At 53.6% G+C, this 20,183-nt stretch carries 21 protein-coding genes and 1 pseudogene; 9 read left to right on the top strand and 13 right to left on the bottom strand.

The window, feature by feature from the left end; genetic code table 11:
- The first annotated feature begins 167 nt into the window (after window positions 1-167).
- The gene (locus IRJ17_RS09620; RefSeq protein ID WP_242774457.1) at window positions 168-632 is read left to right on the top strand and encodes a DinB family protein; all 465 of its coding nucleotides are present in this window, start codon (window positions 168-170) and stop codon (window positions 630-632) included.
- Window positions 633-690: 58 nt separating this feature from the next.
- Window positions 691-1,080, top strand: a complete 390-nt coding sequence (locus IRJ17_RS09615) for a nuclear transport factor 2 family protein (protein ID WP_423751958.1) — start codon at window positions 691-693, stop codon at window positions 1,078-1,080.
- A gap of 169 nt (window positions 1,081-1,249) precedes the next feature.
- Here IRJ17_RS09615 and IRJ17_RS09610 read toward each other — a convergent pair whose 3' ends face one another.
- From IRJ17_RS09610 to IRJ17_RS09590, 5 genes are all read right to left on the bottom strand, one after another.
- On the bottom strand, window positions 1,250-1,552 hold the full coding sequence (locus IRJ17_RS09610) for a YunC family protein (RefSeq protein ID WP_122964476.1): 303 nt from the start codon (window positions 1,550-1,552) through the stop codon (window positions 1,250-1,252).
- A 70-nt stretch (window positions 1,553-1,622) separates the two neighbouring features.
- Entirely contained in the window at window positions 1,623-1,862 is a 240-nt protein-coding gene (locus tag IRJ17_RS09605) for a DUF6154 family protein (RefSeq protein WP_063227346.1), read from the bottom strand.
- 17 nt (window positions 1,863-1,879) lie between these two features.
- Complete coding sequence (locus IRJ17_RS09600) at window positions 1,880-3,337, bottom strand: bifunctional metallophosphatase/5'-nucleotidase (protein ID WP_242774453.1); 1,458 nt, start codon at window positions 3,335-3,337, stop codon at window positions 1,880-1,882.
- Window positions 3,338-3,364: 27 nt separating this feature from the next.
- Window positions 3,365-4,189: a sulfite exporter TauE/SafE family protein gene (locus IRJ17_RS09595; protein WP_242774451.1), complete on the bottom strand. Its 825-nt coding sequence runs from the start codon at window positions 4,187-4,189 to the stop codon at window positions 3,365-3,367.
- 22 nt (window positions 4,190-4,211) lie between these two features.
- Window positions 4,212-5,063, bottom strand: coding sequence for a DUF72 domain-containing protein (locus IRJ17_RS09590; RefSeq protein ID WP_242774449.1), 852 nt, complete (start codon window positions 5,061-5,063; stop codon window positions 4,212-4,214).
- Window positions 5,064-5,116: 53 nt separating this feature from the next.
- Here IRJ17_RS09590 and IRJ17_RS09585 point away from each other — a divergent pair, with 53 nt between their 5' ends.
- Entirely contained in the window at window positions 5,117-5,620 is a 504-nt protein-coding gene (locus tag IRJ17_RS09585; protein ID WP_173599646.1) for a M67 family metallopeptidase, read from the top strand.
- On the opposite strand, the gene IRJ17_RS09580 is transcribed toward IRJ17_RS09585, so the two are convergent.
- Window positions 5,542-6,954: an aspartate kinase gene (locus tag IRJ17_RS09580; RefSeq protein ID WP_242774447.1), complete on the bottom strand. Its 1,413-nt coding sequence runs from the start codon at window positions 6,952-6,954 to the stop codon at window positions 5,542-5,544. The genes IRJ17_RS09585 and IRJ17_RS09580 overlap by 79 nt on opposite strands.
- Before the next feature lie 174 nt (window positions 6,955-7,128).
- Here IRJ17_RS09580 and IRJ17_RS09575 point away from each other — a divergent pair, with 174 nt between their 5' ends.
- Window positions 7,129-7,884 (top strand): polysaccharide deacetylase family protein, encoded by a 756-nt coding sequence (locus tag IRJ17_RS09575; RefSeq protein WP_173596729.1) that lies wholly within the window; start codon window positions 7,129-7,131, stop codon window positions 7,882-7,884.
- A 55-nt stretch (window positions 7,885-7,939) separates the two neighbouring features.
- Here the strand turns inward: IRJ17_RS09575 and IRJ17_RS09570 are convergent, their stop codons facing one another.
- From IRJ17_RS09570 to IRJ17_RS09560, 3 genes are all read right to left on the bottom strand, one after another.
- The gene (locus tag IRJ17_RS09570) at window positions 7,940-9,526 is read right to left on the bottom strand and encodes a flotillin lipid rafts scaffold protein FloT (protein ID WP_173596728.1); all 1,587 of its coding nucleotides are present in this window, start codon (window positions 9,524-9,526) and stop codon (window positions 7,940-7,942) included.
- 19 nt (window positions 9,527-9,545) lie between these two features.
- Window positions 9,546-10,067 (bottom strand): NfeD family membrane protein, encoded by a 522-nt coding sequence (locus IRJ17_RS09565; RefSeq protein ID WP_122964467.1) that lies wholly within the window; start codon window positions 10,065-10,067, stop codon window positions 9,546-9,548.
- Window positions 10,068-10,176: 109 nt separating this feature from the next.
- Window positions 10,177-11,532, bottom strand: coding sequence for an Nramp family divalent metal transporter (locus IRJ17_RS09560; RefSeq protein WP_122964466.1), 1,356 nt, complete (start codon window positions 11,530-11,532; stop codon window positions 10,177-10,179).
- A gap of 214 nt (window positions 11,533-11,746) precedes the next feature.
- On the opposite strand from IRJ17_RS09560, the gene IRJ17_RS09555 reads away from it, so the two are divergent.
- Genes IRJ17_RS09555 through IRJ17_RS09545 form a run of 3 tightly spaced genes read left to right on the top strand, consistent with a single transcriptional unit; the run spans window position 11,747 to window position 15,392 of the window.
- Window positions 11,747-13,150 carry a spore germination protein gene (locus IRJ17_RS09555; RefSeq protein ID WP_233454094.1) on the top strand — a complete coding sequence of 468 codons (1,404 nt, stop codon included), beginning with the start codon at window positions 11,747-11,749 and terminating at the stop codon, window positions 13,148-13,150.
- A gap of 2 nt (window positions 13,151-13,152) precedes the next feature.
- Window positions 13,153-14,244 carry a GerAB/ArcD/ProY family transporter gene (locus IRJ17_RS09550; protein WP_167470297.1) on the top strand — a complete coding sequence of 364 codons (1,092 nt, stop codon included), beginning with the start codon at window positions 13,153-13,155 and terminating at the stop codon, window positions 14,242-14,244.
- A complete protein-coding gene (locus IRJ17_RS09545) occupies window positions 14,241-15,392 on the top strand; it encodes a Ger(x)C family spore germination protein (protein WP_167470296.1) in 1,152 nt (383 codons plus the stop codon). Before IRJ17_RS09550 ends, IRJ17_RS09545 begins: the two co-directional genes overlap by 4 nt.
- On the opposite strand, the gene IRJ17_RS09540 is transcribed toward IRJ17_RS09545, so the two are convergent.
- Window positions 15,385-15,600 (bottom strand): CLC_0170 family protein, encoded by a 216-nt coding sequence (locus IRJ17_RS09540; protein WP_122964463.1) that lies wholly within the window; start codon window positions 15,598-15,600, stop codon window positions 15,385-15,387. The genes IRJ17_RS09545 and IRJ17_RS09540 overlap by 8 nt on opposite strands.
- A gap of 59 nt (window positions 15,601-15,659) precedes the next feature.
- Complete coding sequence (locus IRJ17_RS09535) at window positions 15,660-17,096, bottom strand: aminotransferase-like domain-containing protein (RefSeq protein ID WP_242774445.1); 1,437 nt, start codon at window positions 17,094-17,096, stop codon at window positions 15,660-15,662.
- Window positions 17,097-17,330: 234 nt separating this feature from the next.
- On the opposite strand from IRJ17_RS09535, the gene IRJ17_RS09530 reads away from it, so the two are divergent.
- Window positions 17,331-18,230, top strand: a complete 900-nt coding sequence (locus tag IRJ17_RS09530; RefSeq protein ID WP_122964738.1) for a DMT family transporter — start codon at window positions 17,331-17,333, stop codon at window positions 18,228-18,230.
- Between the two features lie 186 nt (window positions 18,231-18,416).
- Here the strand turns inward: IRJ17_RS09530 and IRJ17_RS09525 are convergent, their stop codons facing one another.
- Together IRJ17_RS09525 and IRJ17_RS09520 are read right to left on the bottom strand one after the other, a co-directional pair.
- Window positions 18,417-18,881, bottom strand: a complete 465-nt coding sequence (locus IRJ17_RS09525; RefSeq protein WP_122964461.1) for an NUDIX domain-containing protein — start codon at window positions 18,879-18,881, stop codon at window positions 18,417-18,419.
- A gap of 16 nt (window positions 18,882-18,897) precedes the next feature.
- Window positions 18,898-19,434, bottom strand: coding sequence for a suppressor of fused domain protein (locus tag IRJ17_RS09520; RefSeq protein ID WP_122964460.1), 537 nt, complete (start codon window positions 19,432-19,434; stop codon window positions 18,898-18,900).
- A gap of 292 nt (window positions 19,435-19,726) precedes the next feature.
- Here IRJ17_RS09520 and IRJ17_RS28270 point away from each other — a divergent pair.
- A pseudogene (locus IRJ17_RS28270) lies at window positions 19,727-20,128 on the top strand (protoglobin domain-containing protein); the annotation flags it as partial.
- Window positions 20,129-20,183 lie beyond the last annotated feature (55 nt).

Below are 20,183 nucleotides of genomic sequence, written 5' to 3'. Positions count from 1 at the left end.
GAATGACTCCTTTTCAGTATACCCACTATATGGATGATTTGCACGAATCGGTAATCGATCGATTAGTCAGACCGATCAATTGCATCGGAATCGTGTGATTGTTGCGTATTCAGGGGAGAGCTACACTTGCATTAAGAGAGCAGCAACAAAAAAGGAGGCATGATCTTATGAGTCAAACCATTATCCACACTGGTAACGTACTTCGTCAGGTTGTCATTGGTCAGGTTCAAGCCATTTCCGAGGAGCAGCTCGACATACAACCGATGGGCTTCCACAACACAATCCGCTGGAATGTCGGTCACATCATCTTTTGGATGGATCGGTACTCCACGCTTTGTTTCGATTCTCCATCCTTGATTCCAGATCAGTATGAAGCGCTGTTTACGTCCGGTACGAAGCCAGCTTCATGGACGACAACTCCCCCGAGCAAGGAAGAATTGCTTCAATTGCTGACGATGCAGCTTTCCCGGCTATCCGAGCTGACGCCTGAGCTGCTCGATGCACCATTGAAATCGCCGTATGTCATGGGGCCATTCCAATTCGATACGGCAGGCGAGCTGTTCAACTTTGCTCTGGTCCACGAAGGGATTCACCTTGGTACAGTTTCAAGCCAGCTTAAGCTTATAAAATGAAGCCCTGCATCTAGATGCATAAAGCGATGGATCACACAATGAAATGAGGAGGCTTGTTATGACGAAAATCCATGAAGTATTTGCTGCTTTTAGGCGTGCTTTCGAAACAGGGAATACAAGCGATTTCCTGAAAAAGGTTACGGATGATTTTCATTTCTTCGTTCCGCTGCCGCTGGAAGGCTGGAATCAGAAGCAGCAAGGCCAAGAGCGGTTCGAGGAATTAATCAGGTTTGAGCGCTCGGTATTTCAGATGAGCCTCACACCGCTGATCGAGCTAGAGAATGAGAGCTACGGGATGGTCGTATTTCGCTCGGAAGGGTTGCTGTACGGCAGGCCTTTCCAAAATGAGCTTTCGGTCGTCTTCGAGTTCGAGAAGGATCAGGTCCGCTCCTTCCGAGAATACGTAGGAATGCCGTTAAAAAATTACGAGGCACCGATGGCTAATTAATCTAACGGGAGCGATAGTTCAATAAAGCAGCGGCGAGTCTAAGACTTTCTTTTCCAGTCTTAGGTCGCCGCTGTTTCATTTATTGGGGTCAGTCTAAAAACAAAAAACACCTTCGTCTCATCGACAAAGGCGTTCCGCTGTCCATTTCTGAACCGTTAATTCATCATCGCTACAGCATTTTGACGACCGCTTCCCGTCCGATCATCCCCGCTGTGATGCCTTGCGCCTCCGCTGTTGTCGTCACCGATTCCAGCGGCGCATCCAGCAGCTCCTCAATCGTTTTCACCCCGACAGCCCTGCCAGCCAAAATCTCCCGGCTCGCCAGCCGCTCATTTAACAGACCCACATCCAATGCTCCGCACATGATGTACCCTTTGTCTGTCGTCACCGCAAGCAATGTCGTCTTGGGAAGCCGTACCGTGACGGCAATCGCCGTCCCTTCCGGAAAGTGGATAGGCAATACCTCGACCATCCTGCTCCCTCCTTTTCTCTCCTGCCTTTTGCGTTACCATCCTATGACACAGGAGCGAAAAGTGTGTGAATCAGTGCAAGTTTACGGCCGGGAACTGCTCGTCTTCCATGGCGACCTTGCGCTTCATCACTTCGATCATATAGGTGGCCATCATGTGAAACAGCTCTTCCTCGTCCATTTCTGCCGCCAGTCCGAGTAGGGCGTTGCGGTCCTGCTCGTGCAAAACTCCCACCACCACTGCCGTAATGTCCTCTTCGTCACCGTTGAAATGACCTTTGTACAACTCGTATACTTCGTCGATAAATCTCATGGCTCATCCCCCCTGCTTCATTCGATAGCATGCCCAGAACTTTCAGGGGACACCTTTTCCCATCTCGGCAAAAAAGCGCTTTGCACCAAAGTTCGGTCTGTGATCGTACTGGCAATCACTTCCCGAAGCATTTCCGGGTGAAAAAATTCAATCTCCCGCCCTTGCAGCAAGTCGGGAAACAGGCGATTGTACATGAACATGTCAACCGTCCCGACACGATATTCCCGTTCGCGGATCAGCGGTTGCCCGTTGACTTCAATCGCGAGGATGTGCGGCTGCCCCGACTCTTCATAACGAATCCGCAGCCCGTCCACTGCCATCCACCCTTCGATTTTGCCGCGAAAACCGCAGCCGCGCAGCTCGCGATGCACGATTTGCGGCTGGATCGCCTGCTCCAGCACACTGGCGAGCTGCTCCCCCGTCAACGTGACAGCGCAGGCGTTGATCGGATGCGGCACGCTTTGCAAAAGCTGGGCAAACGTCAAATGGCCCTGGTGCAAATCGGACAGCAACAGTCCTCCGTTGGCAATCCCCACCTCTGCTTTGGTCCATCTGCGAATGCTCGCTGCCAAAAACGAGCCAAACGGCGTCTCCTCCGTCCAGTTGACGTGCAAATCCTGCTCCAGCTCAGCGATCGGCTGAAACAGACTGGCATCTGCCGCTGCCTTTTCCTTTTGCAAAAAATCGCGCAGCGCCTCATCCGGCGCGTAGCTGGCGGTGTCAAACAACTCTGCCGAGACATCCGCAATCTGTTTGCCGTCGCGATCCCACACAAGCCGGATGTGGCCTACGTGCTCGCCAAAACGCCCCGTCTGGGCAATCAACGTGTTTCCGACCCGTTCCCCGTGCGGAAGCGTATGGTGCGTATGACCGCCCAAAATCACGTCCAGCCCTTCGACTTCCGCGGCGATCCGGCAGTCCGTCTGATAACCGAGATGAGACAGCAAAATGAAAATATCCGCCGAAGAGCGCAAGGCAGCAACCTGCTCACGAATAAGCGGAAGCGGATCGAGAATTTCCCAGCCCAGGCTCTGATAAGTAGAAAAAGGAATCGTCATGCCAAGCAAAGCGACCCGCAGCTCTCCAAGCGTATGGATAGCATAGGGGACAGCCCACTGTGGAGGTGCCGAGGTAGCCTTATCCAGCAAGTTGCCGACGATGACCGTGAAGTCCGCTTGCTCGTACATCTCGTCGAGCTTCTCTTTGGGCAGCGTGATGCCCTCATTGTTGCCGATCGTCGCATACTGGTAGCCGCATCTGTTCATGACTTGGACATTCGCTTTTCCGAAGCTTGCCTCCGAGCGGACATCCATGCGATCCATATGATCCCCGATATCGACTGTCAGCACATGTTCCTGTTGGGCCTCCCACAGCTGGCGGCTTGTTTTCAGGCAAGTCGCAATCTGCGGCATTTTTTCGAAATGACTATGCAGGTCATTCGTGTGCAGCAAGTGCAAGGTCCAGGTGTCCGCCACGACTTTCCCCTCCCTTTGTCTCTAAGGTCAACCGATGATCGCTTTTATGATCATTTGTACAGCTATCGCCAAAATCAGGATGCGCAAGAACAGCACAATCGTGCGTCCTTTCAGCTTGCTGGCTATGACCGCGCCCAGCTTGCCGCCCGCCCATGCGCCAGGTGCCAGCATCGCCGCATACAGCCAGTTCACATGATCGTGAAAAATGTTTGTGACCGAGCCGATCACCGCCGAGAAAAAAATGACCAGCATGGAGGTCGCCGTGGCAATGTGCGGAGGAAACCGGAACAACAGCATCATCGCCGGAACCATCAACACTCCGCCACCCACGCCAAACAAAGAAGACGTGATCCCGACAAAAAAAGCGATCGTAATGACACTCACCCTGCTATATCCATACTCGTATTCATTGCCCTCGTTGTCGACAAACTGCCGCTTGATTTCCCAGTTGATCTGGCGCGGCCGGAGTTTGTCCTTGACCATCAGGATGGCGAACATGCACAACTGAAACAAGCCAAAAAGCAGTGTAAAATCTTCTGTTGCTAGTAATGTATTAAGGTAGACACCCACGATAGCACCGGGCGCGCTGCCAATAAAAAAAAGCAGGGCGCTTTGCATATCGACTTTTTTTTGCTTGATATACGATATGGACGAGGACAGCGCCGTCACCGCAATCACAAGCAGCGAGGTCGCTGCCGCTACTTGCGGAGACATGGAGTTCGGCTCATACCAGTTGGCGAAAAACAGCAACGCCGGAACAAAAAAGATGCCGCCGCCAAGCCCGGCGATACTGCCAATGACTCCGGCGACCACCCCGATCACCAAAAACAAAACAGCGATGGCTACAAGCATGTCTCCCCTTCTTTCTTCCTTGTTAAAACAACTCCATCTGTCTGGGATTCAAACCGCTCGGATCAAGTCCCAGCATGTCTGAAAACTGCTTGGCGTTCGCTGCCGCATCGCCTCCAGAGTTATTGTTGAACAAAATGCAAACTTCATCCGCTTCCTGCTCAATCTGCCGGATGTGGACAAGCCACTCTGCCAGTTCTTCCTCGCTGTAGCGGTACAAGTAGCGCACATCGCGCCATTTTTGACCTTCTCCCGGATCGCGCCACCCCGATTTGTTGCGCCCGTGAAACCGGACGAGAGCCAGCGAAGAATGCGTGACGGCGGGCACAATCGGAACCGATCCTTGCCCCGCCTGTGGTTCATCGCACAAGACGTGCACGGCTTCGATTTTATGTAAAAAGTCCAGCGTGCGCTCTCTAAACCGCGCTTCGAACCAGCTCTGATGGCGAAATTCCACCGCAAACGGATACGCCTTCATCGCTTGCCGGCAAGCTTGGACATAATGAACATGTTCCCTGGTGCAGTCAAACCAGGGCGGGAATTGAAACAGAAGCGACTTCAGCTTCCCGGCCTCGACAAGCGGCTGGATGCTCTCCTCAAACTGTTGAAACAGCTCGCGCCGGTTCACAGGCGCATCTCCCCGCTGATGGCCCGTCATCGCCTGGTGCGGCTTCACGATAAATCCAAAACGGTCCGGAGTGTCCCGGACCCACGACTCGTAGTTTCGCTGTGGTAAAATGGCGTAAAAAGAGCTGTCTACTTCCACAATCGGAAAATGGCTGGCGTACACCGCCAATTTATCGCCGCTGCGCACCCCTTGTCCGTACAGCGTGTCATGATCGCCCCAGCCACAGACACCCACATGTATCGTACTCATGGCAAACACCCCTAACAAAATCAAGCGAAATCAAACAGGAGGAGTCCCTTCGCATGAAAACAACTGACTGGTTGGGTGACCCCTTTGCGTTTAAGGATAACAAATTATACATGGGCCGAAAAGTAGCGAACCGCCTCCTGCGTGACGCTCAGGAGGCGGTTCCTTATGAGTTTTCCGCTCTGCTTGCGGGCAGAGACGCGACGATTACCGATGCGGTTGCCATGCCGATCTCTTCGGACACAGGCAACTTTTCCTGGGACGGCCCTGCCTTTCTCCAGGCGCTTCACTCCATTCGCAAGCGCCAGCTGCAATGGCTGGGCGTCCTGCACACGCACCCGCATACCGCTCCCATCCCGTCCAGACAAGACGTTTTGGGCTGGCACTACCCTACGCTTTCCTACTGGATCGTCAGCTTGGCGTCTGAGACACCGGAGTGGCGCGTCTATCAATGGAAGAACGGGGCATTTCTGTTGCGCGATTACACCGTGACAGAAGCGGCGGACGAAGCAGTCAACAGTTCTGCTGCTGTCTCCCCTTCGTCTCCAAAAAACTCCTGATACAAGGCGATTACGGCGCGGTCGGCTTCTGCCGCTTTCACCCCGAACATCATGCTGACTTCAGAAGAGCCTTGATTGATCATCTCCAGATTCACCTTCGCCGCAGCCAAAGCAGTAGTCGCTCTGGCTGTGGTGCCCACCGATTGACGCATTCCTTCCCCGACGATCATGACGAGTGCGAGACTGTGCTGCACCGCGACGTCGTCCGCTCCCAGCTCGCGAAACATGCGCTCGATGATCCGCTTTTCCTTCTCCTCTGTCAGGTCTTTCTCGCGCAAAATGACCGAAATATTGTCGATCCCGGAAGGAGTGTGCTCGTACGAAATCCCTTCCTCCTCAAAAATTTGCAACAGCTTGCGGCCAAAGCCGATTTCTTTGTTCATCAAATACTTGCTGACGTAAATGCTGCAAAAGCCGCTGTCGCTGGCGATTCCCGACACCCTGTTTGTCGCAAACGGACGCTCGGCAACGATCATGGTGCCTGGCGCAGACGGATTGTTCGTATTTTTGATGCACACCGGAATGTCAGCCTCGTAAGCCGGAATTAGCGCTTCCTCATGAAACACGCTGAATCCCGAATAAGACAGCTCCCGCATCTCGCGGTACGTGATTTCCTTCACTTCCTTCGGGTTGGCAATCAAGTTCGGATTCACGACGTACACCGAGTCGACATCGGTAAAGTTTTCGTACACTTCCGCAGTCACCGCTGCCGCCAAAATCGAGCCGGTAATGTCCGAGCCGCCACGCGAGAACGTCACCAACTCACCGCTTTTCGCATACCCGAAAAAGCCGGGAAAGACAGTAATTCCGCTACGTTCCCGCAAAGAAGCAAGCTTCGCGTAAGCTTCCGGCAAAACGTGGGCGTTGCCCGCTTCGTCGGATACGAGCATCCCCGCGTCCTGCGGATTGACGTAGCTCGCTTCCTCGCCCAAGCTTCGCAAGTAGTGGGCCACGATTTTGGCGCACGTATCCTCTCCCGCTGCTTTGGCAGCATCCATGAAGCGCTCCGCTGACAAGCCTTGCCGATTGCTCAGCACGTCATCCAGCTCGCTTTTGATTTGCTCTGCGACAGCTTCTCCCAGCCCCAGCTCAGCGATGATCTCCTCATAACGCGCAAAAACAGCCTGCTTTTCTTCCTCGGCCTGTTGCTGCTGCAAAAAACGGTTCGCGTAGCTGATCAAGAGGTCTGTTACTTTTGTATCTTCCTTATGTCTTTTGCCAGGGGCTGAAACGACGACGAGACGTCTGTCCCGATCCGCCATGACGATGCTGCACACTTTTTTTATTTGCTCGGCATTCGCCAGGGAAGTGCCACCAAATTTTGCTACCTTCATTCTTTACTCCTCCATCTATCCGCTCTTGTCCAGTCTTTTTCTTTCATGAATTATGTTACTAGCTTAATGTATCCACCCAAAAAGCACAAGTGTCTTTTCCACAAGTACACAACAGAATAATTTGGACAAGTTGACGCATAGTAACGGGTGAGAGATTCCACAATGAGGTGTGTTATGAAAAAACATGTACGCTTGCTCCTCCTCACCTGTGCCGTGTTCCTGCTTCTCTCCTACAGCCAAACGGCGTCCGCGATTCGCGAAAAAAATCGCGAATACTACGAGACGCGCGGGGAGATCGTCTGGGAAGTTCCCACGAAAAGCAAGATCATTGCCCTCACTTTTGACGACGGGCCGGACCCGGGCTACACCCCGCAAATTGCCGCCCTGCTGAAAAAGTACGAGGCCAAGTCTACCTTTTTCGTGGTTGGCTCACGTGTAAGCCAGTACCCGGAAGTCGTTCGCTCGCTGGCTCAGGATCAGCACGAGATTGCCAACCATACCTACAGCCACCCCGATATTCGCCGCCTTTCCCCGGAGCAGTTGCGAGAGGAAGTCGAAAAGACTCAGGAAGCGATTCATTCGGCAACAGGAATACGACCTGCGCTGTTCCGTCCGCCTGGGGGATACTACAGCGAGTCCATCGTGCATACGGCGAAGCAGTCCGGCTTTTTGGTCATCATGTGGTCGTGGCATCAGGATACGCGCGATTGGGCAGACCCCGGCGTCAAAAAGATCGTCGACAAGGTGCTGAACAACGCCCGCAACGGCGATATTGTCCTGTTCCATGACTACGGCGGAAACCGGAAACAGACGGTGCAGGCGCTGGAACAAATTTTGCCCGAGCTGAAAAAACGCGGCTACAGCTTCGTTACCGTCAGTGAGCTGATGAAGCACTCCGGTAGACTCAAGCAAGTAGACCGAGCGGATTAAACAGCACAAATCCCCCTTGTGGCTGAAGGGGGATTTGTGTTTTGTCACCTTCGCATTATGCTTTGTGATCCGTTTTGTTTGCTGGTCGTGCCTTGTCATCTGCGGGATTGCCCGCGAGCAAGTGGGAGATAGACGGAGCAGCAGGCTGGCTTTGGTTCGCCGTTGGGCCAGACTGCGCCGCACTGCCCTTTTGCATGAAATCGGAAATCATTTTGTTCATATCAAGCCCGGATACGTCTTTGAGCATCTCTGGCAGTTGGGCCATCAGCTTCGTGACATTGCCGCTCAGTCGGTTGACGCCGTCTCCCTGACCGCCGCCCGCATCCACAATCGTTACTTTGTCGATCGCCTTCATCGGCTCGGCAATTTTTTCGGCCAGTTCAGGCAGCATTTTGGCGATGATGTCCAAGATGGCGGCATGACCGAACTTCTCGAACGCTTCCGCGAGCTTTTCCTTCCCTTCCGCTTCGGCTTCCAGCTTGAGGCGCGTTACTTCTGCCTCCGCGCTTCCTTTCGCCTTCTCGGCTTCAGCAATCGCCAGACCTTCCAGTCGCTTCTGCTCCGCCATCGCTTTCGCCTCTGCCTCGATCCGGTATTTGAGCGCATCTGCTTCGCGCAGTTTTTTCGCTTTTTCCGCTTCCGCCGCTTGCTCCACGGAGTAGCGATCCGCATCGGCTTTTTTCTTCACTTCCGCGTCATATTGCTTCTCGCGGCGCAAAATTTCTTTTTCTTCCAGCTCGATCTCTTTTTGCTTGCGCACCAGATCGATTTTCATTTCTTCTTCCGTAACTTGCTGCTTGGCGACAGCTTCTTGCAGCTTGTAGGCTTGGTCCGCGCTTGCTTTCGCCCGGTCCTGCTCCTGTTTGAAGGCAGCTACCTTCAGCTCTTTATCTTTCTCCGCTTCCGCGATGTTCGTTTCTTTCAGCAGCTCGGCTTTGCGCGCCTCTTCTTCGGCCTGGGCCTGTCTGATCCGCGCTTCCTTGTCTGCGTCGGCTTGCGAGATCGTCGCATCGCGCTTGACTGCCGCGATCTGCGGAATCCCCAGCGCTGCCAAATAACCGTTTTTGTCGCGCACATCCTTGATCGTGAAACTGACCACGGACAGCCCCATTTTTTTCAAATCTTTGGTCGCGACCGATTGAACTTCCTGGGCAAAGCGCTCGCGGTTTTTATAAATTTCCTCCACCGTCATGCTGCCAAGAATCGCCCGCAAGTAGCCTTCGAGCACTTCCTGCGCCTCGGCACGCAGAGCCTCATCTTTTTTGCCCATGAACTGCTCGGCAGCGGTGGCAATATCCTCGATCGAACCGCCGACCTTGATAATCGCCACACCGTCCGCCATGACAGGTACACCTTGCTCTGTATATACTTCTGGCGTGGACACATCGAGCTTGTGGGACAGAAGACTCAGAAAATTTGCTTGTTGAAAAATCGGGAGGATGAACGCACCGCCGCCGCGGACGATTTTCATTTTGCGGCCAGACTCGTCGCTCAGCACATTTTTCGTGCCCAAATAACTCCCTGTCACGATCATCGCTTCATCGGCACCAACAGTTTTGTACCTTGCCCAAAATGCGATCCCCAAAACGAGAAAGACTGCGACTACGATACCGACCGTTACTAAAATGTCCGGTTCAAACATGCACTCTCAGCTCCTTTTTCTATGATTCAGGCTGGAAAGGAATAACGTACAAGACATGGTCGCGCACTTCTACCACTACGACGCGCGTTCCTTGCGGGATGCTTACCCGCTCCAGACTGGCAGCCATATGGTAGGTCGTCCCGCTGAGCATGGGCAAAAGCACTTCGCCCAAGCCCTCTGCCGGAATCGTCGTGCCCACCTCACCCAGCTTTCCGCCCAGTTGGGTCATGGAATAGCCTGTTGAGTTCTCTGCCTGGCTCATCGGCTTTACCCAGAGAAAGTACGCGAAGACTGCCAAACCCGCACCGATGACCGCGGCCAACACAAACACGACGAGGTCAGACAAACTGGTAAAACGGGACAAAATATACCCGGCGCCGCCAAAAGCGGTGAGGCCGCTGACAAAAGTGATTGGCTGAAACAGCGGCAAATGAAAATGATCGAGCCAATCCGAGACCGCATCGCCGAATAAAAGCGATAGGACGGTATAAATAATGCCACTCACAAGGCAGACCATGTAGACGGTTTCAAGTACGCCCACGCTTGTCACTCCTTTCCAAGATTGCATCTATTTTTCATACGTTTCAGCTCGGAAAAGGTTTCATAATTAAGGAAAATCCTCCCTGTATACAGAGAGGATTTTCTCGCTTTTATCCGATAAATGTTTGCACGAGCAAATACAGATTCAGCCCCATAATGATCGTCGCCACGATCCAGGCCAGCCATTTCAGCCACCCGGCGTTGGCAAACTCGCCCATTTTGGCCTTGTCGCTGGTGAATTTAACGAGCGGCACGACAGCAAAGGACAGTTGGAGGGACAAAATGACCTGGCTCAAAATCAGCAAGTCGGTAGCCCCGCTCTCGCCGTACAGCGCGGTGACGATGACGGCTGGCACGATGGCAATCAGGCGGGTAATCAACCGGCGCAGCCATGGGGTGATTCGCAAGTTCAAAAAGCCTTCCATGACGATCTGGCCTGCGAGCGTTCCCGTCAATGTCGAGTTCATCCCCGCCGCCAACAGAGCGACCCCGAACAAAATGCTGCCAAGCGTCGTGCCGAGCAGGGGAGCCAGCAGGTGATAAGCGTCTGCAATGTCGGCCACATCTGTCATCCCCGCCTGGTGAAATGTCGCGGAGGACAAGATCAGGATCGCTGCATTGATCGCCATGGCGAACACCAGGGCAATCGTCGAATCGAGCGTTGCGTATTTGATCGCTTCCTTTTTCCCCAACGTCGTCTGGTCGTACTGTCTCGTTTGCACGATGGACGAGTGCAAGTACAAGTTGTGCGGCATGACCGTCGCCCCCAAAATCCCGATCGCAATGTAGAGCATCTCCGGATTTTTCACAATCTCTGTGCTGGGGATGAAGCCGCCGAGAATCCCGGCGATGTCCGGCTGCGACCAAAACATCTCGAATGCGAAGCAAGCACCGATCGTCGCAATCAGGGCAATCACGAGCGCTTCAATATAGCGGAATCCTTTGTTTTGCAAAAACAGGACGATCATGACATCAAGCGCGGTAATCAACACACCGTACACGAGCGGTATTCCGAAAAGCAAATTCAGGGCGATTGCCGCCCCGATGACTTCTGCCAGGTCGCACGCCGCGATGGCAAGCTCGCACAGTACCCACAGTCCCATGGCTACCGGCTTGCTGTAGTGATCCCGGCATGCCTGCGCCAAGTCTCTTCCTGTCACAATCCCCAGCTTTCCAGCCAGCGCTTGCAGCAAGATCGCCATCAGGTTCGATAGCAAAATAACGGAGAGCAAGGAGTAGCCGAAAAGGGAGCCGCCCGCAATATCCGTCGCCCAGTTGCCCGGGTCCATATAGCCGACCGCCACGAGATAGCCGGGGCCAGCGAAAGCTAGAAACTTGCGAACCCACGAGCCTTTGGTCGGAACTTTCATAGAGCGGTGGACTTCCGGCAACGATGGCCCATCCGCCTCTTTTCTCCATGCTTGCTGATTTTGGGCAGCTTCGCCTGAGTTTGATCTGGATAGCATAACCCTTCACCTCAATTTGTGGATCAAGTCACCTTTTTTTCCCCAAGGCAACTCTTGGTCAAAAAAATATAGAAATTTGCCTCCACCAAAAATGTTTACCTAGCGAAATATATGTTTTATTATACTCCGATTCCGCCCTTTTGCAATGGTTGCCCTGCATATATTTGGGCGCTTGTTGAACACTACTCGTATTCCTTTTCAGGAGGGCTTGATCGTGAATTGGGAACAGGAACTGGCCGAGCAGATGAGCGGCAGCTCCGATTACGTCCAGCAACAGCTGCGGATCGGAGAAAATGTCTACACGGTATGTTATTTAGAGTGTTTGGTCGAGGCCAACTATATTCAGGATGAAATTGTGGAAAAGTTGGCCGATCCAGCCTGCCGCTTCCCCTTTCATACTTTGGAGACAACTCCAGAAGCCATCGAAGCGATTTTATACGGCAATCTCGTAATCTACAGCCATGCAGAGCAAGTCTTGTATGTCGCAAACGGAACCGGGATGGAGACGCGCAACGTTCAGGAATCCGAAAATGAGAGTTCGCTTCGCGGCCCCCGCGACGGGTTTGTGGAATCCGTGAGCACCAACCTCTCGCTGATCCGCCGCCGCTATCCTGACCCGGAATTGAAAGTGGACATCCGGCAAATAGGCCGGCGGACCAAAACAAAAGTCGCGTTGGCGTACATAAACGGGATCGTCAATCCGGTTATTCTCGATGAAGTGAAAACTCGTCTGTCGACCATGGATATCGATGGCGTCATGGATAGCGGAACCGTGGAGCAGTGGATTGAAGACAGCTGGTATTCGCCTTTTCCGCAGACACAATACACAGAAAGCCCGGCAAGAGTGCTGCACATGCTGCTGGAAGGGCGCATCGCGATCATCGTCGACGGTTCTCCCTTCGTGCTGATTGTGCCCGTCACCTTTTCGATGCTGTTCCAGGCTCCCGATGATTATTACGAGCGCTGGATGATCGGGTCGGCAATCCGCATCATCCGCATAACCGGTGCCAGTATTGCCCTGATTTTGCCTTCCTTGTACATTGCGCTTATTTCTTACCATCCGGGAATGATTCCAACCCAGCTTGCGCTCACCATCTCCGCAGCCAGGGCGGAGGTGCCGTTTCCTTCGTTCCTGGAAGCCGTTTTCATGGAAGCGACGCTGGAAATGCTGCGGGAAGCCGGACTGCGCTTGCCGAAGATCATGGGCCAGACGATCGGCATTGTCGGCGGGCTGGTCATCGGACAATCAGCCGTTGAAGCCGGGATCGTCAGTCCGGTACTCGTGATCGTCGTAGCCATCACCGCGATCTCATCCTTTCTCGTGCCTGCCTACAACGGGGCCATCGCCCTGCGTCTGCTACGCTTTCCCCTGATGCTGCTCGCAGGCAGCCTCGGGCTGTTCGGTCTTATCCTCGGCATTCTTGCTATTCTCGCGCATCTGGTTTCATTAAAATCGTTTGGCATCAACTACTTTTCTCCGCTCGTTCCCTACCGCCCGAGCGACTGGAAAGACATGTTTGTCCGGGCACCACTGCCTTATTTGCGGGACAGGCCGGAAATTTTGCACCCGCAAGATAAAAAGCGGATGGATCTGCACAAACGAAAGAAAGGATGGTAGATGTGATCAAAGACAAGCTGACTGCCCCACAAATAACCGTACAGTTGTTTGCCGCAATCGTGGGAGTCGGTATTTTGTCCTTGCCGGAAACTGTCGGGAACAAGGCTGGCGTCGACAGCTGGATCGTCATCATGGTTTCCGGCCTGGTTGCGATGGTCGCTGTATCGATGATGGCTTATGTCGGGTCGCGATTCCCCGGGAAAGGGATCATTGAATACGGTCCTTTTCTGTTCGGCCGCTTTCTCGGCCTGGTGACCTTGCTTGCTTTTCTGGTCTATTTTTTGATGTTCGTCGGGACAGTCGTCCGCATCTCTGCCGATGTAACCAAGCTGTTTTTGCTCGACCAAACCCCTATAGAAGTGGTCATTATCGGCATGCTCAGTGTGAGTACCTATTTGATCATGCACGGAGTCAATGCCATTGCCCGGTTCAACGAGGTGATTCAGCCGATTGCGGTGTTGATTTTGCTGCTCGTCCTGACCCAAACCGTCCGCGACACCGACATCGGCCGCCTGCTCCCCATCATGGGTGACGGGATCGCTCCGTTGCTGCACGCCTTTCCGACCACCTTTTTTTCCTATCTCGGATTCGAGATTTTGCTGTTCATTCAGCCATTCATGGAAAAACCAGCCCTCGGGCAAAAAAGCGCCCTGATCGGAGTTGCCGCTACTCTTTTTCTGTACACGCTGGTCACAGCCCTCTGCCTTGCCGTGTTAGGCGGTCATGAAGTTACGCTGGTTGAATACCCTACGCTGGCGATCATTAAAAATATTGAGGTGCCTGGCGCTTTCATCGAAAGGCTCGATTCCATCATGATGATGGTCTGGATTCCTTTTGCCATCACCACGATCGTCATGTTTCATTTTTGTGCCAGTCTGATCGCCTCCCGCTTGCTCAAGCTCCAGGAGCACAGAGTCATTGCCTTGCTGCTCGTGCCTATCGTGTTTTTGATTGCCGTCCTGCCACGCAACACGCTGGAAGTGGACGAATGGAGCAAATGGTCCAGCTATCTTGGCTTCGGCCTGATTATCGTCATTCCGCCTTGTCTCTGCCTCATGTACAAATGGAAAGCAAGAAGGCGGGCACGCGCATGAGAAAAAGTCCCGTCTCCCGTCTGTTCGCACTCCTCATGCTGCCAGTCTTGCTCACCGGATGCTGGGACAGGGTGGAAATTCAAGATCGACTGTTTGTGCTGGCTGCTGGCATTGACAAGAACGTGCAAAAAGAACAGAAACGGTCTTATTATGAATTTACCGCCCAGCTGGTCGAGCCACGCGCCTTGTCCGGCAAAGTATCCTTGCCGAACGTCTCTCCCGTCTGGAATCCGACTTCCTCCGGACCGTCGATTTTTGAGTGCATTCGCCTGATGGCGACGCGCGTGGCGAGACAGCCGTACTATGAGCATCTGCAGGCAATCATTATCGGGGAGGAGCTGGCGAAGGAAGGCATCGACAGGTCATTGGATCTCTTTTACCGCGATCACGAGTCGCGCCGCAAAATCAAGCTGATCATCGCCAAAGGAAAGGCAAAAGAGGCTCTTTATGTCAAACCGCGGCTGATGCCCTTGCCTGGTCGCTACATTAGCAAGCTGACGGAAGAAGGAGAGTCGAAAACAGCCAGATTGCCTGCGACCACATCCATCGGGGAATTTTCCCGCAACTTCCACAACGGAGAAAACAGCATCCTCCCCGCTATTCGAGTCGAGCAAAACGAGGTGAAAATGGCGGGAGGCGCGATCATGAGAGGAGACCGACTGATTGGCTGGCTAAGCGATCATGAAATAAAAACGCTCCGCTGGATTAACGGAACGTTTTCGAAAGGCGATGAGGTGATCGTCAAGCTAACGGACGCGGATGAACGGCCCTCTTTCATCACAATGGAAGTAAAGGGCGCCCGTTCCACCGTGAAAACATCGGTCGAAAACGGAAAGCCCGTGATTACCCTTTTGATTCGCGGAGAGGGCAATATCGCAGAAGACGGCTTTGGCAATAAGCCTACCATGGAGAAAATCAAGAAAAAAGAGGAGCAGATCAATCATGCGCTCAAGCAGAGAGTGGAGAAGCTGATCGCCATGATGCAGCAAAAACACGGGATCGATATTTTCGGCTTCGGCGAAGAGTTCCGCAGATTTCAGTATGCTTACTGGAAAGCCCACAAACATGAGTGGGATGCCTTGTTCAAAGAAGCAGAAATCCGCATAGACGTGCAAACGTTCATCCGCCGTTACGGCCAATTCAAATAGCAATGAAATGGGCGACAAGCACGATTCCTGACAAGATCAGCAAAAGGTAGCCGCCCCCTTTGGCAAAGGCCGCATCACGGGTCAGCTGACGATTGCGGTAGGCGACATAGTACCGAAAACGCAAAATCAGGCCGACCACCAAAAGCAAGATGACCAAATAATAAGAGGTCAGGGATTCGAGAAATCCGATAACAAGCGAAAATCCCATCGTACTCCCCCTTTTCCATCCTGGTGTGATTTTCCTAGTATGGTCCAGGGGTACGTTCCTTATCGCTTGCTCATTTGAAGCACCTTTTTCAGGCGGCGAATCCCTTCCCTGATTTTGTCCGGCTCTTCCCACGAATACGTCAGCCGGAGCCAGCCCGGCTCGGCACCATACACCCCGCCCGGAGTGAAGACGACTCCCTCCCGGATTGCACGATCCAGCAGCTCCTGTTCCTCTAGCGGCTCATGCAGTTGGCACCAGATGTGATAGCTGCCCGCTGGTCTGTTCCAGGCAGCATATTGTTGCAATTCGGTTTCCAAAGCAGCGTTCATCGCCTGTTGCTGCTCTCGCAAGTAAATGGCGAGTTTGTTTATTTGCTCCTGCCAGCTTGCTTCCTGCAAAAAATGACGCGCAAGCTGCTGCGAGATACTGCTTGTGCCGAAGTCCATCTGCTGCTTGGCGTCAGCAAGCCGCTCCACGACAGAACGCGGCCCCACCAGCCAGCCGATCCGCAGCCCCGGAGCTACCGTCTTGGACACACTGTTGACGTAAAGCACATGTCCCGCTTGTTCAATCGCCTTGATCGGTCGCGGAGGAAGTGCCGCTCCTGCCAGACTGAGCGCCCCGTAGGCGTCATCCTCCACCAAAGGAATCCGCAAGTCCTGACAAGCGGCCAAAAGCTGCGCCCGCCTCGGTTCACTCATCACAATTCCGGTCGGATTATGGTATGTCGGATTGGCGAAAACCATTTTGATCCGCTGTTCTCGATGCAACGCAACCAGTGCCTCCGGGATGATCCCTTGCTCGTCTTGCGGCAACCGAAACAGACGCAGCCCGGCCGAGCTGAACAGCGGCAAGGAATACGAGTAAGACGGCCCTTCCATCGCGACCGCATCGCCCGGATTCAACAAGCACTGCGTAATCAGATGCAGCGCCTGCTGCGCCCCGGAGGTCACCAAAATTTCCTCGCTGTCCGCTTTGATCCCGTAATGCTGCGCCAAATGCTCGGACAGCACGGCCCGCAGTCCCGGATCTCCTTTTGGCTGCGCGTAGCCAAGCTCCAGGTGCATATGCTTCAAACCGCCCAACTGCTCGGCAGACATAGACGGAATCATCGACGTATGCAGCTCTGCTTTCGCCAGGTTAATGATCGAGGAATCCAGGCAAGCATCCTGGATGCGTTTGGCAAGCGGATAGGCAGGCAAAAATGCGCCTCCGTTCGTGTATTTGTACCAGTTCGGCATTTGCTGGACTCCCCACAAATGTCGGCTGACCCATGTACCGCTTCCTTGCCACGATTGCAACAGCCCTGTTGCCCGCAATTCCTCATATGCCGCTGATACCGTTCCCCGGTTTACGCCGAATCTTCTCGCCAACACCCGCTCGGGCGGCAAAGAAGCGCCTGGCTGCAGCTCCCCGGATACGATTTGCTGCTCCAATCTTTTCACAATTTGCTGATACACCGGAATCCCCGCAAGCTTGTCAGGCTTCCACTCCATCTCGCTCCCGCCTCTTCACCGTCTTTTTTTCCATTGCTTCGACAAATTGGCCTACTCATCCTGCTGCCAATTGGCCCTACCGTTCCCATCCGTCCTCTACTAAGCTGAAAGCACACTGTTCGCATTTCTCATCAACAAAGGACGGGATCACAAATGAAAGCAGACTCTCTACCTGAGGAAGCACACACAAAACGGGCGCAAGACACGCCCGCACACGCAAAGCCTGACGGCGGCATGACCTTGGAAAAGGCGGGCATGCTATACGGCTTGCTCGGCGTATGCAGCTTCAGCCTCACCCTGCCTGTGACAAAAGTGGTCGTCACTGCGCTCTCGCCCGCATCGGCCGGACTTGGCCGTGCGCTGATCGCTGCCATCTTGGCTGCATTAGTTCTCGTGTTCAAGCGCGTTCCGCTGCCGTCCTTGGCCCAATTCAGCCAGCTCGTCCTCGTTTCCGCTGGCGTGGTGATCGGCTTTCCTTTTTTCTCCTCATGGGCAATGGAGCGCGTGCCCGCTACCCACGGCGCGGTCATTATCGCCCTGCTGCCGCTCGCAACAGCAGGCGCAGCCGCCTTTTTTGCCGGAGAGCGCCCGGGAAAAACGTACTGGCTTTCCAGCATAGTCGCGTGCCTGACGATTATCGGCTACGCTGTTCTCTCCGGGTTTGGCGCCTTGCAATGGGCTGACCTCGCGTTGCTCGGAGCCGTCGTGTCCGCTGCCATCGGCTACGCCGTCGGCGGGCAGCTCTCCAAAACGCTTGGCGGCTGGCAAGTGATCAGCTGGTCGTTGATTATCGCTTTCCCGTTTCTCGTCGTGCCGATCGCGGGTCCGCTCCTGACGGAATTGCAGCATGCCTCCTGGACCGTCTGGGCTGGCTTTGGCTACATCAGCGTCGTCAGCATGTTTCTCGGCTTTTTTGCCTGGTATCACGGCCTTGCGCTTGGCGGCGTCGCCCGCGTCAGCCAGACCCAATACTTCCAGCCGTTTTTGTCGATTATCGCCTCCTGGCTGCTTCTCTCCGAGCCTTTTACATGGGGAGCCGTGCTGGCGACCGTCATTGTCGTGCTCGCTGTTGCCAAAGGAAAAAATGCCTCTGTCACCGTAAAACAGCCAGCGCCGTCCACAAACAGCAGATAACAACTGCTTCCGCCAAGCTCACAAGCATCTTGTCTGCTGCACATAAAAAAGCACCGCCCACAAACAGCAGGCAGCGACTCCTTTCCACCAAGCTCACAGGCATCTTGTCTGCTGCGCATAAAAAAGCACCGCTCCCCGATGAAAAGGACGGTGCTTTTGCTGCTTATCGTTCCATTAGCCAACTGGTCAATTCGTCTGATCGAGCATGTTTCCCATATATCCCGGGCGATAGACTGGATCACTTAACGCTTGCAAAACCTGATCGGGCCGCGCGCTATGATACTGTGGCAACGTTCGCCACTCCTCCAGCGTCACCCAGCCTGCCCAATCGATCTCTTCGTCCTCCAGCCCGCCGGGAATCGGCGTCTTGTCCTCTCCCACCAGCTTGGCGAGGACAGCAATCCCCACCGTATGCTTGCCAGTGCCTTCCTGATCAATCCGGTCGTCCACCCAGAGCAGACGCTCCATTTCGACCAGCAGTCCGGTCTCTTCCCATACTTCCCGCCTCGTGGCGTCCGGGATGGCTTCCAAATACTCCACATTTCCACCCGGCAAGCTGTAACAGGTTCCGTTTTTGCCCTTTTCCCGAATCACCAGCACTTTTCCTTCGTGCCAGACCACTACTGTGACTCGCAAACGTATTTCTTTCATCCCGCTCGCTCCCTTCTCAGATGGCAGGGGTACGCATAACATGCAGGGAATCGACACCGGAGTGCGCAAAACATTCCTGCAAGGCATCCAATCCAAAACGCTCGACATACCCGGCTTCCGATTCTGCGATCGCATGCAGCATCATGAAGCGGATGACGTCGGCGCCGTTCGTATAATATTCAAAGCCGACCTCTTCAAAATAGGCGGGGGTAAGCACGGCGTGATTCAGCACAGAGCCTTCGACAATCGCCTCTTCCAGCTTGAACAGCTCTCCTGCCTGCACGCGCTTCTGCTCCTGTTCCCACTGACGGATCACCGCCGACGCAATCGTCGCCAGATGCGCGATCATTCCTTTTTGAAACTGATAGGAATACAGCATGCATTCGCTCGCTCCGGTCTTGTGCAACTCCAGCGTCACGTATGTCCACCATCCGCGCCTGCGCGATGCCGGATAAACCGCAATCAGCACATCCGCCGCTTCGAGCTGATACAATTCTCCCCGACACCCGAAAAAACGCTCGCAATGATCGATCAGTTGCCCTGTTACTAGCATATGTATATCCTCGCTTCAACAAGAAAAAAATGTGCGGTTCACCCGAAAAAAGCATGCTCCGAATCGCAAGCATACTGAGCGTATCTTATTTCCGATCCAGCCCCTTGACCATACCTATTTATTTTATCATTGCCCCAAACGAATGTACATGTTCCCCAATTTCTTTCAGCAGCGGAACATTATGCAAAGTATTCACAAAATCATCGCATTTTCCTATAGATTTTCTGGTAAAATTTGAAAAGTGTTTTCTTAACCTATCAGACAATCAGACAAGAAAAAGGGGTCGGCAGCATTGATTGAAGTAGAAAAGAAGTGGAGAGAACTACTGGATTTTTACGCTTTGACGGAGGCGGATCTGGATTTGTTAGCTCGTCACAAAGAGTACGTCCAGACTCACCTGCACGAAATTGTTGACTGTTTTTACGAAGAACTGGAAAAGCATTCGCATCTGCGCAAGTTGATACAGGCGAATGCAGCGGTCGACAGACTGAAAAACATGCAGTATGACTACGTGGAATCGCTGACGAGCAATGTCATCGACGCCCACTACATCACAAGTCGCCAACGGATCGGCTCCACTCATGCCAGAATCGGTTTGTCCGCTTCCTGGTTTTTGGGGGGCTATTCTCTTTATTTGCGGCTGTTTTCCCAAAGGCTGCACTCCCTCAGCGATCCGGATGCCTTTTACCAGGCGCTGTCCAAAAGGGTGTTCTTTGATTCCGCGATCATTCTGGAACAATACATAGGCG

The sequence above is a fragment of the Brevibacillus parabrevis genome, from assembly GCF_022701015.1.
Classification (GTDB): domain Bacteria; phylum Bacillota; class Bacilli; order Brevibacillales; family Brevibacillaceae; genus Brevibacillus; species Brevibacillus parabrevis.
This window is presented reverse-complemented; position numbering and strand designations above follow the sequence as displayed.

Bases quoted from the DNA above. Each gene is read 5' to 3' on its own strand.
- IRJ17_RS09575 (WP_173596729.1), top strand. From the start codon at position 7,129: ATGAAAAAACATGTACGCTTGCTCCTCCTCACCTGTGCCGTGTTCCTG.
- IRJ17_RS09585 (WP_173599646.1), top strand. From the start codon at position 5,117: ATGAAAACAACTGACTGGTTGGGTGACCCCTTTGCGTTTAAGGATAAC.
- IRJ17_RS09590 (WP_242774449.1), bottom strand. From the start codon at position 5,063: ATGAGTACGATACATGTGGGTGTCTGTGGCTGGGGCGATCATGACACG.
- IRJ17_RS09605 (WP_063227346.1), bottom strand. From the start codon at position 1,862: ATGAGATTTATCGACGAAGTATACGAGTTGTACAAAGGTCATTTCAAC.
- IRJ17_RS09595 (WP_242774451.1), bottom strand. From the start codon at position 4,189: ATGCTTGTAGCCATCGCTGTTTTGTTTTTGGTGATCGGGGTGGTCGCC.
- IRJ17_RS09570 (WP_173596728.1), bottom strand. From the start codon at position 9,526: ATGTTTGAACCGGACATTTTAGTAACGGTCGGTATCGTAGTCGCAGTC.
- IRJ17_RS09535 (WP_242774445.1), bottom strand. From the start codon at position 17,096: ATGGAGTGGAAGCCTGACAAGCTTGCGGGGATTCCGGTGTATCAGCAA.
- IRJ17_RS09620 (WP_242774457.1), top strand. From the start codon at position 168: ATGAGTCAAACCATTATCCACACTGGTAACGTACTTCGTCAGGTTGTC.
- IRJ17_RS09530 (WP_122964738.1), top strand. From the start codon at position 17,331: ATGACCTTGGAAAAGGCGGGCATGCTATACGGCTTGCTCGGCGTATGC.
- IRJ17_RS09520 (WP_122964460.1), bottom strand. From the start codon at position 19,434: ATGCTAGTAACAGGGCAACTGATCGATCATTGCGAGCGTTTTTTCGGG.
- IRJ17_RS09615 (WP_423751958.1), top strand. From the start codon at position 691: ATGACGAAAATCCATGAAGTATTTGCTGCTTTTAGGCGTGCTTTCGAA.
- IRJ17_RS09580 (WP_242774447.1), bottom strand. From the start codon at position 6,954: ATGAAGGTAGCAAAATTTGGTGGCACTTCCCTGGCGAATGCCGAGCAA.
- IRJ17_RS09525 (WP_122964461.1), bottom strand. From the start codon at position 18,881: ATGAAAGAAATACGTTTGCGAGTCACAGTAGTGGTCTGGCACGAAGGA.
- IRJ17_RS09610 (WP_122964476.1), bottom strand. From the start codon at position 1,552: ATGGTCGAGGTATTGCCTATCCACTTTCCGGAAGGGACGGCGATTGCC.
- IRJ17_RS09545 (WP_167470296.1), top strand. From the start codon at position 14,241: ATGAGAAAAAGTCCCGTCTCCCGTCTGTTCGCACTCCTCATGCTGCCA.
- IRJ17_RS09540 (WP_122964463.1), bottom strand. From the start codon at position 15,600: ATGGGATTTTCGCTTGTTATCGGATTTCTCGAATCCCTGACCTCTTAT.
- IRJ17_RS09560 (WP_122964466.1), bottom strand. From the start codon at position 11,532: ATGCTATCCAGATCAAACTCAGGCGAAGCTGCCCAAAATCAGCAAGCA.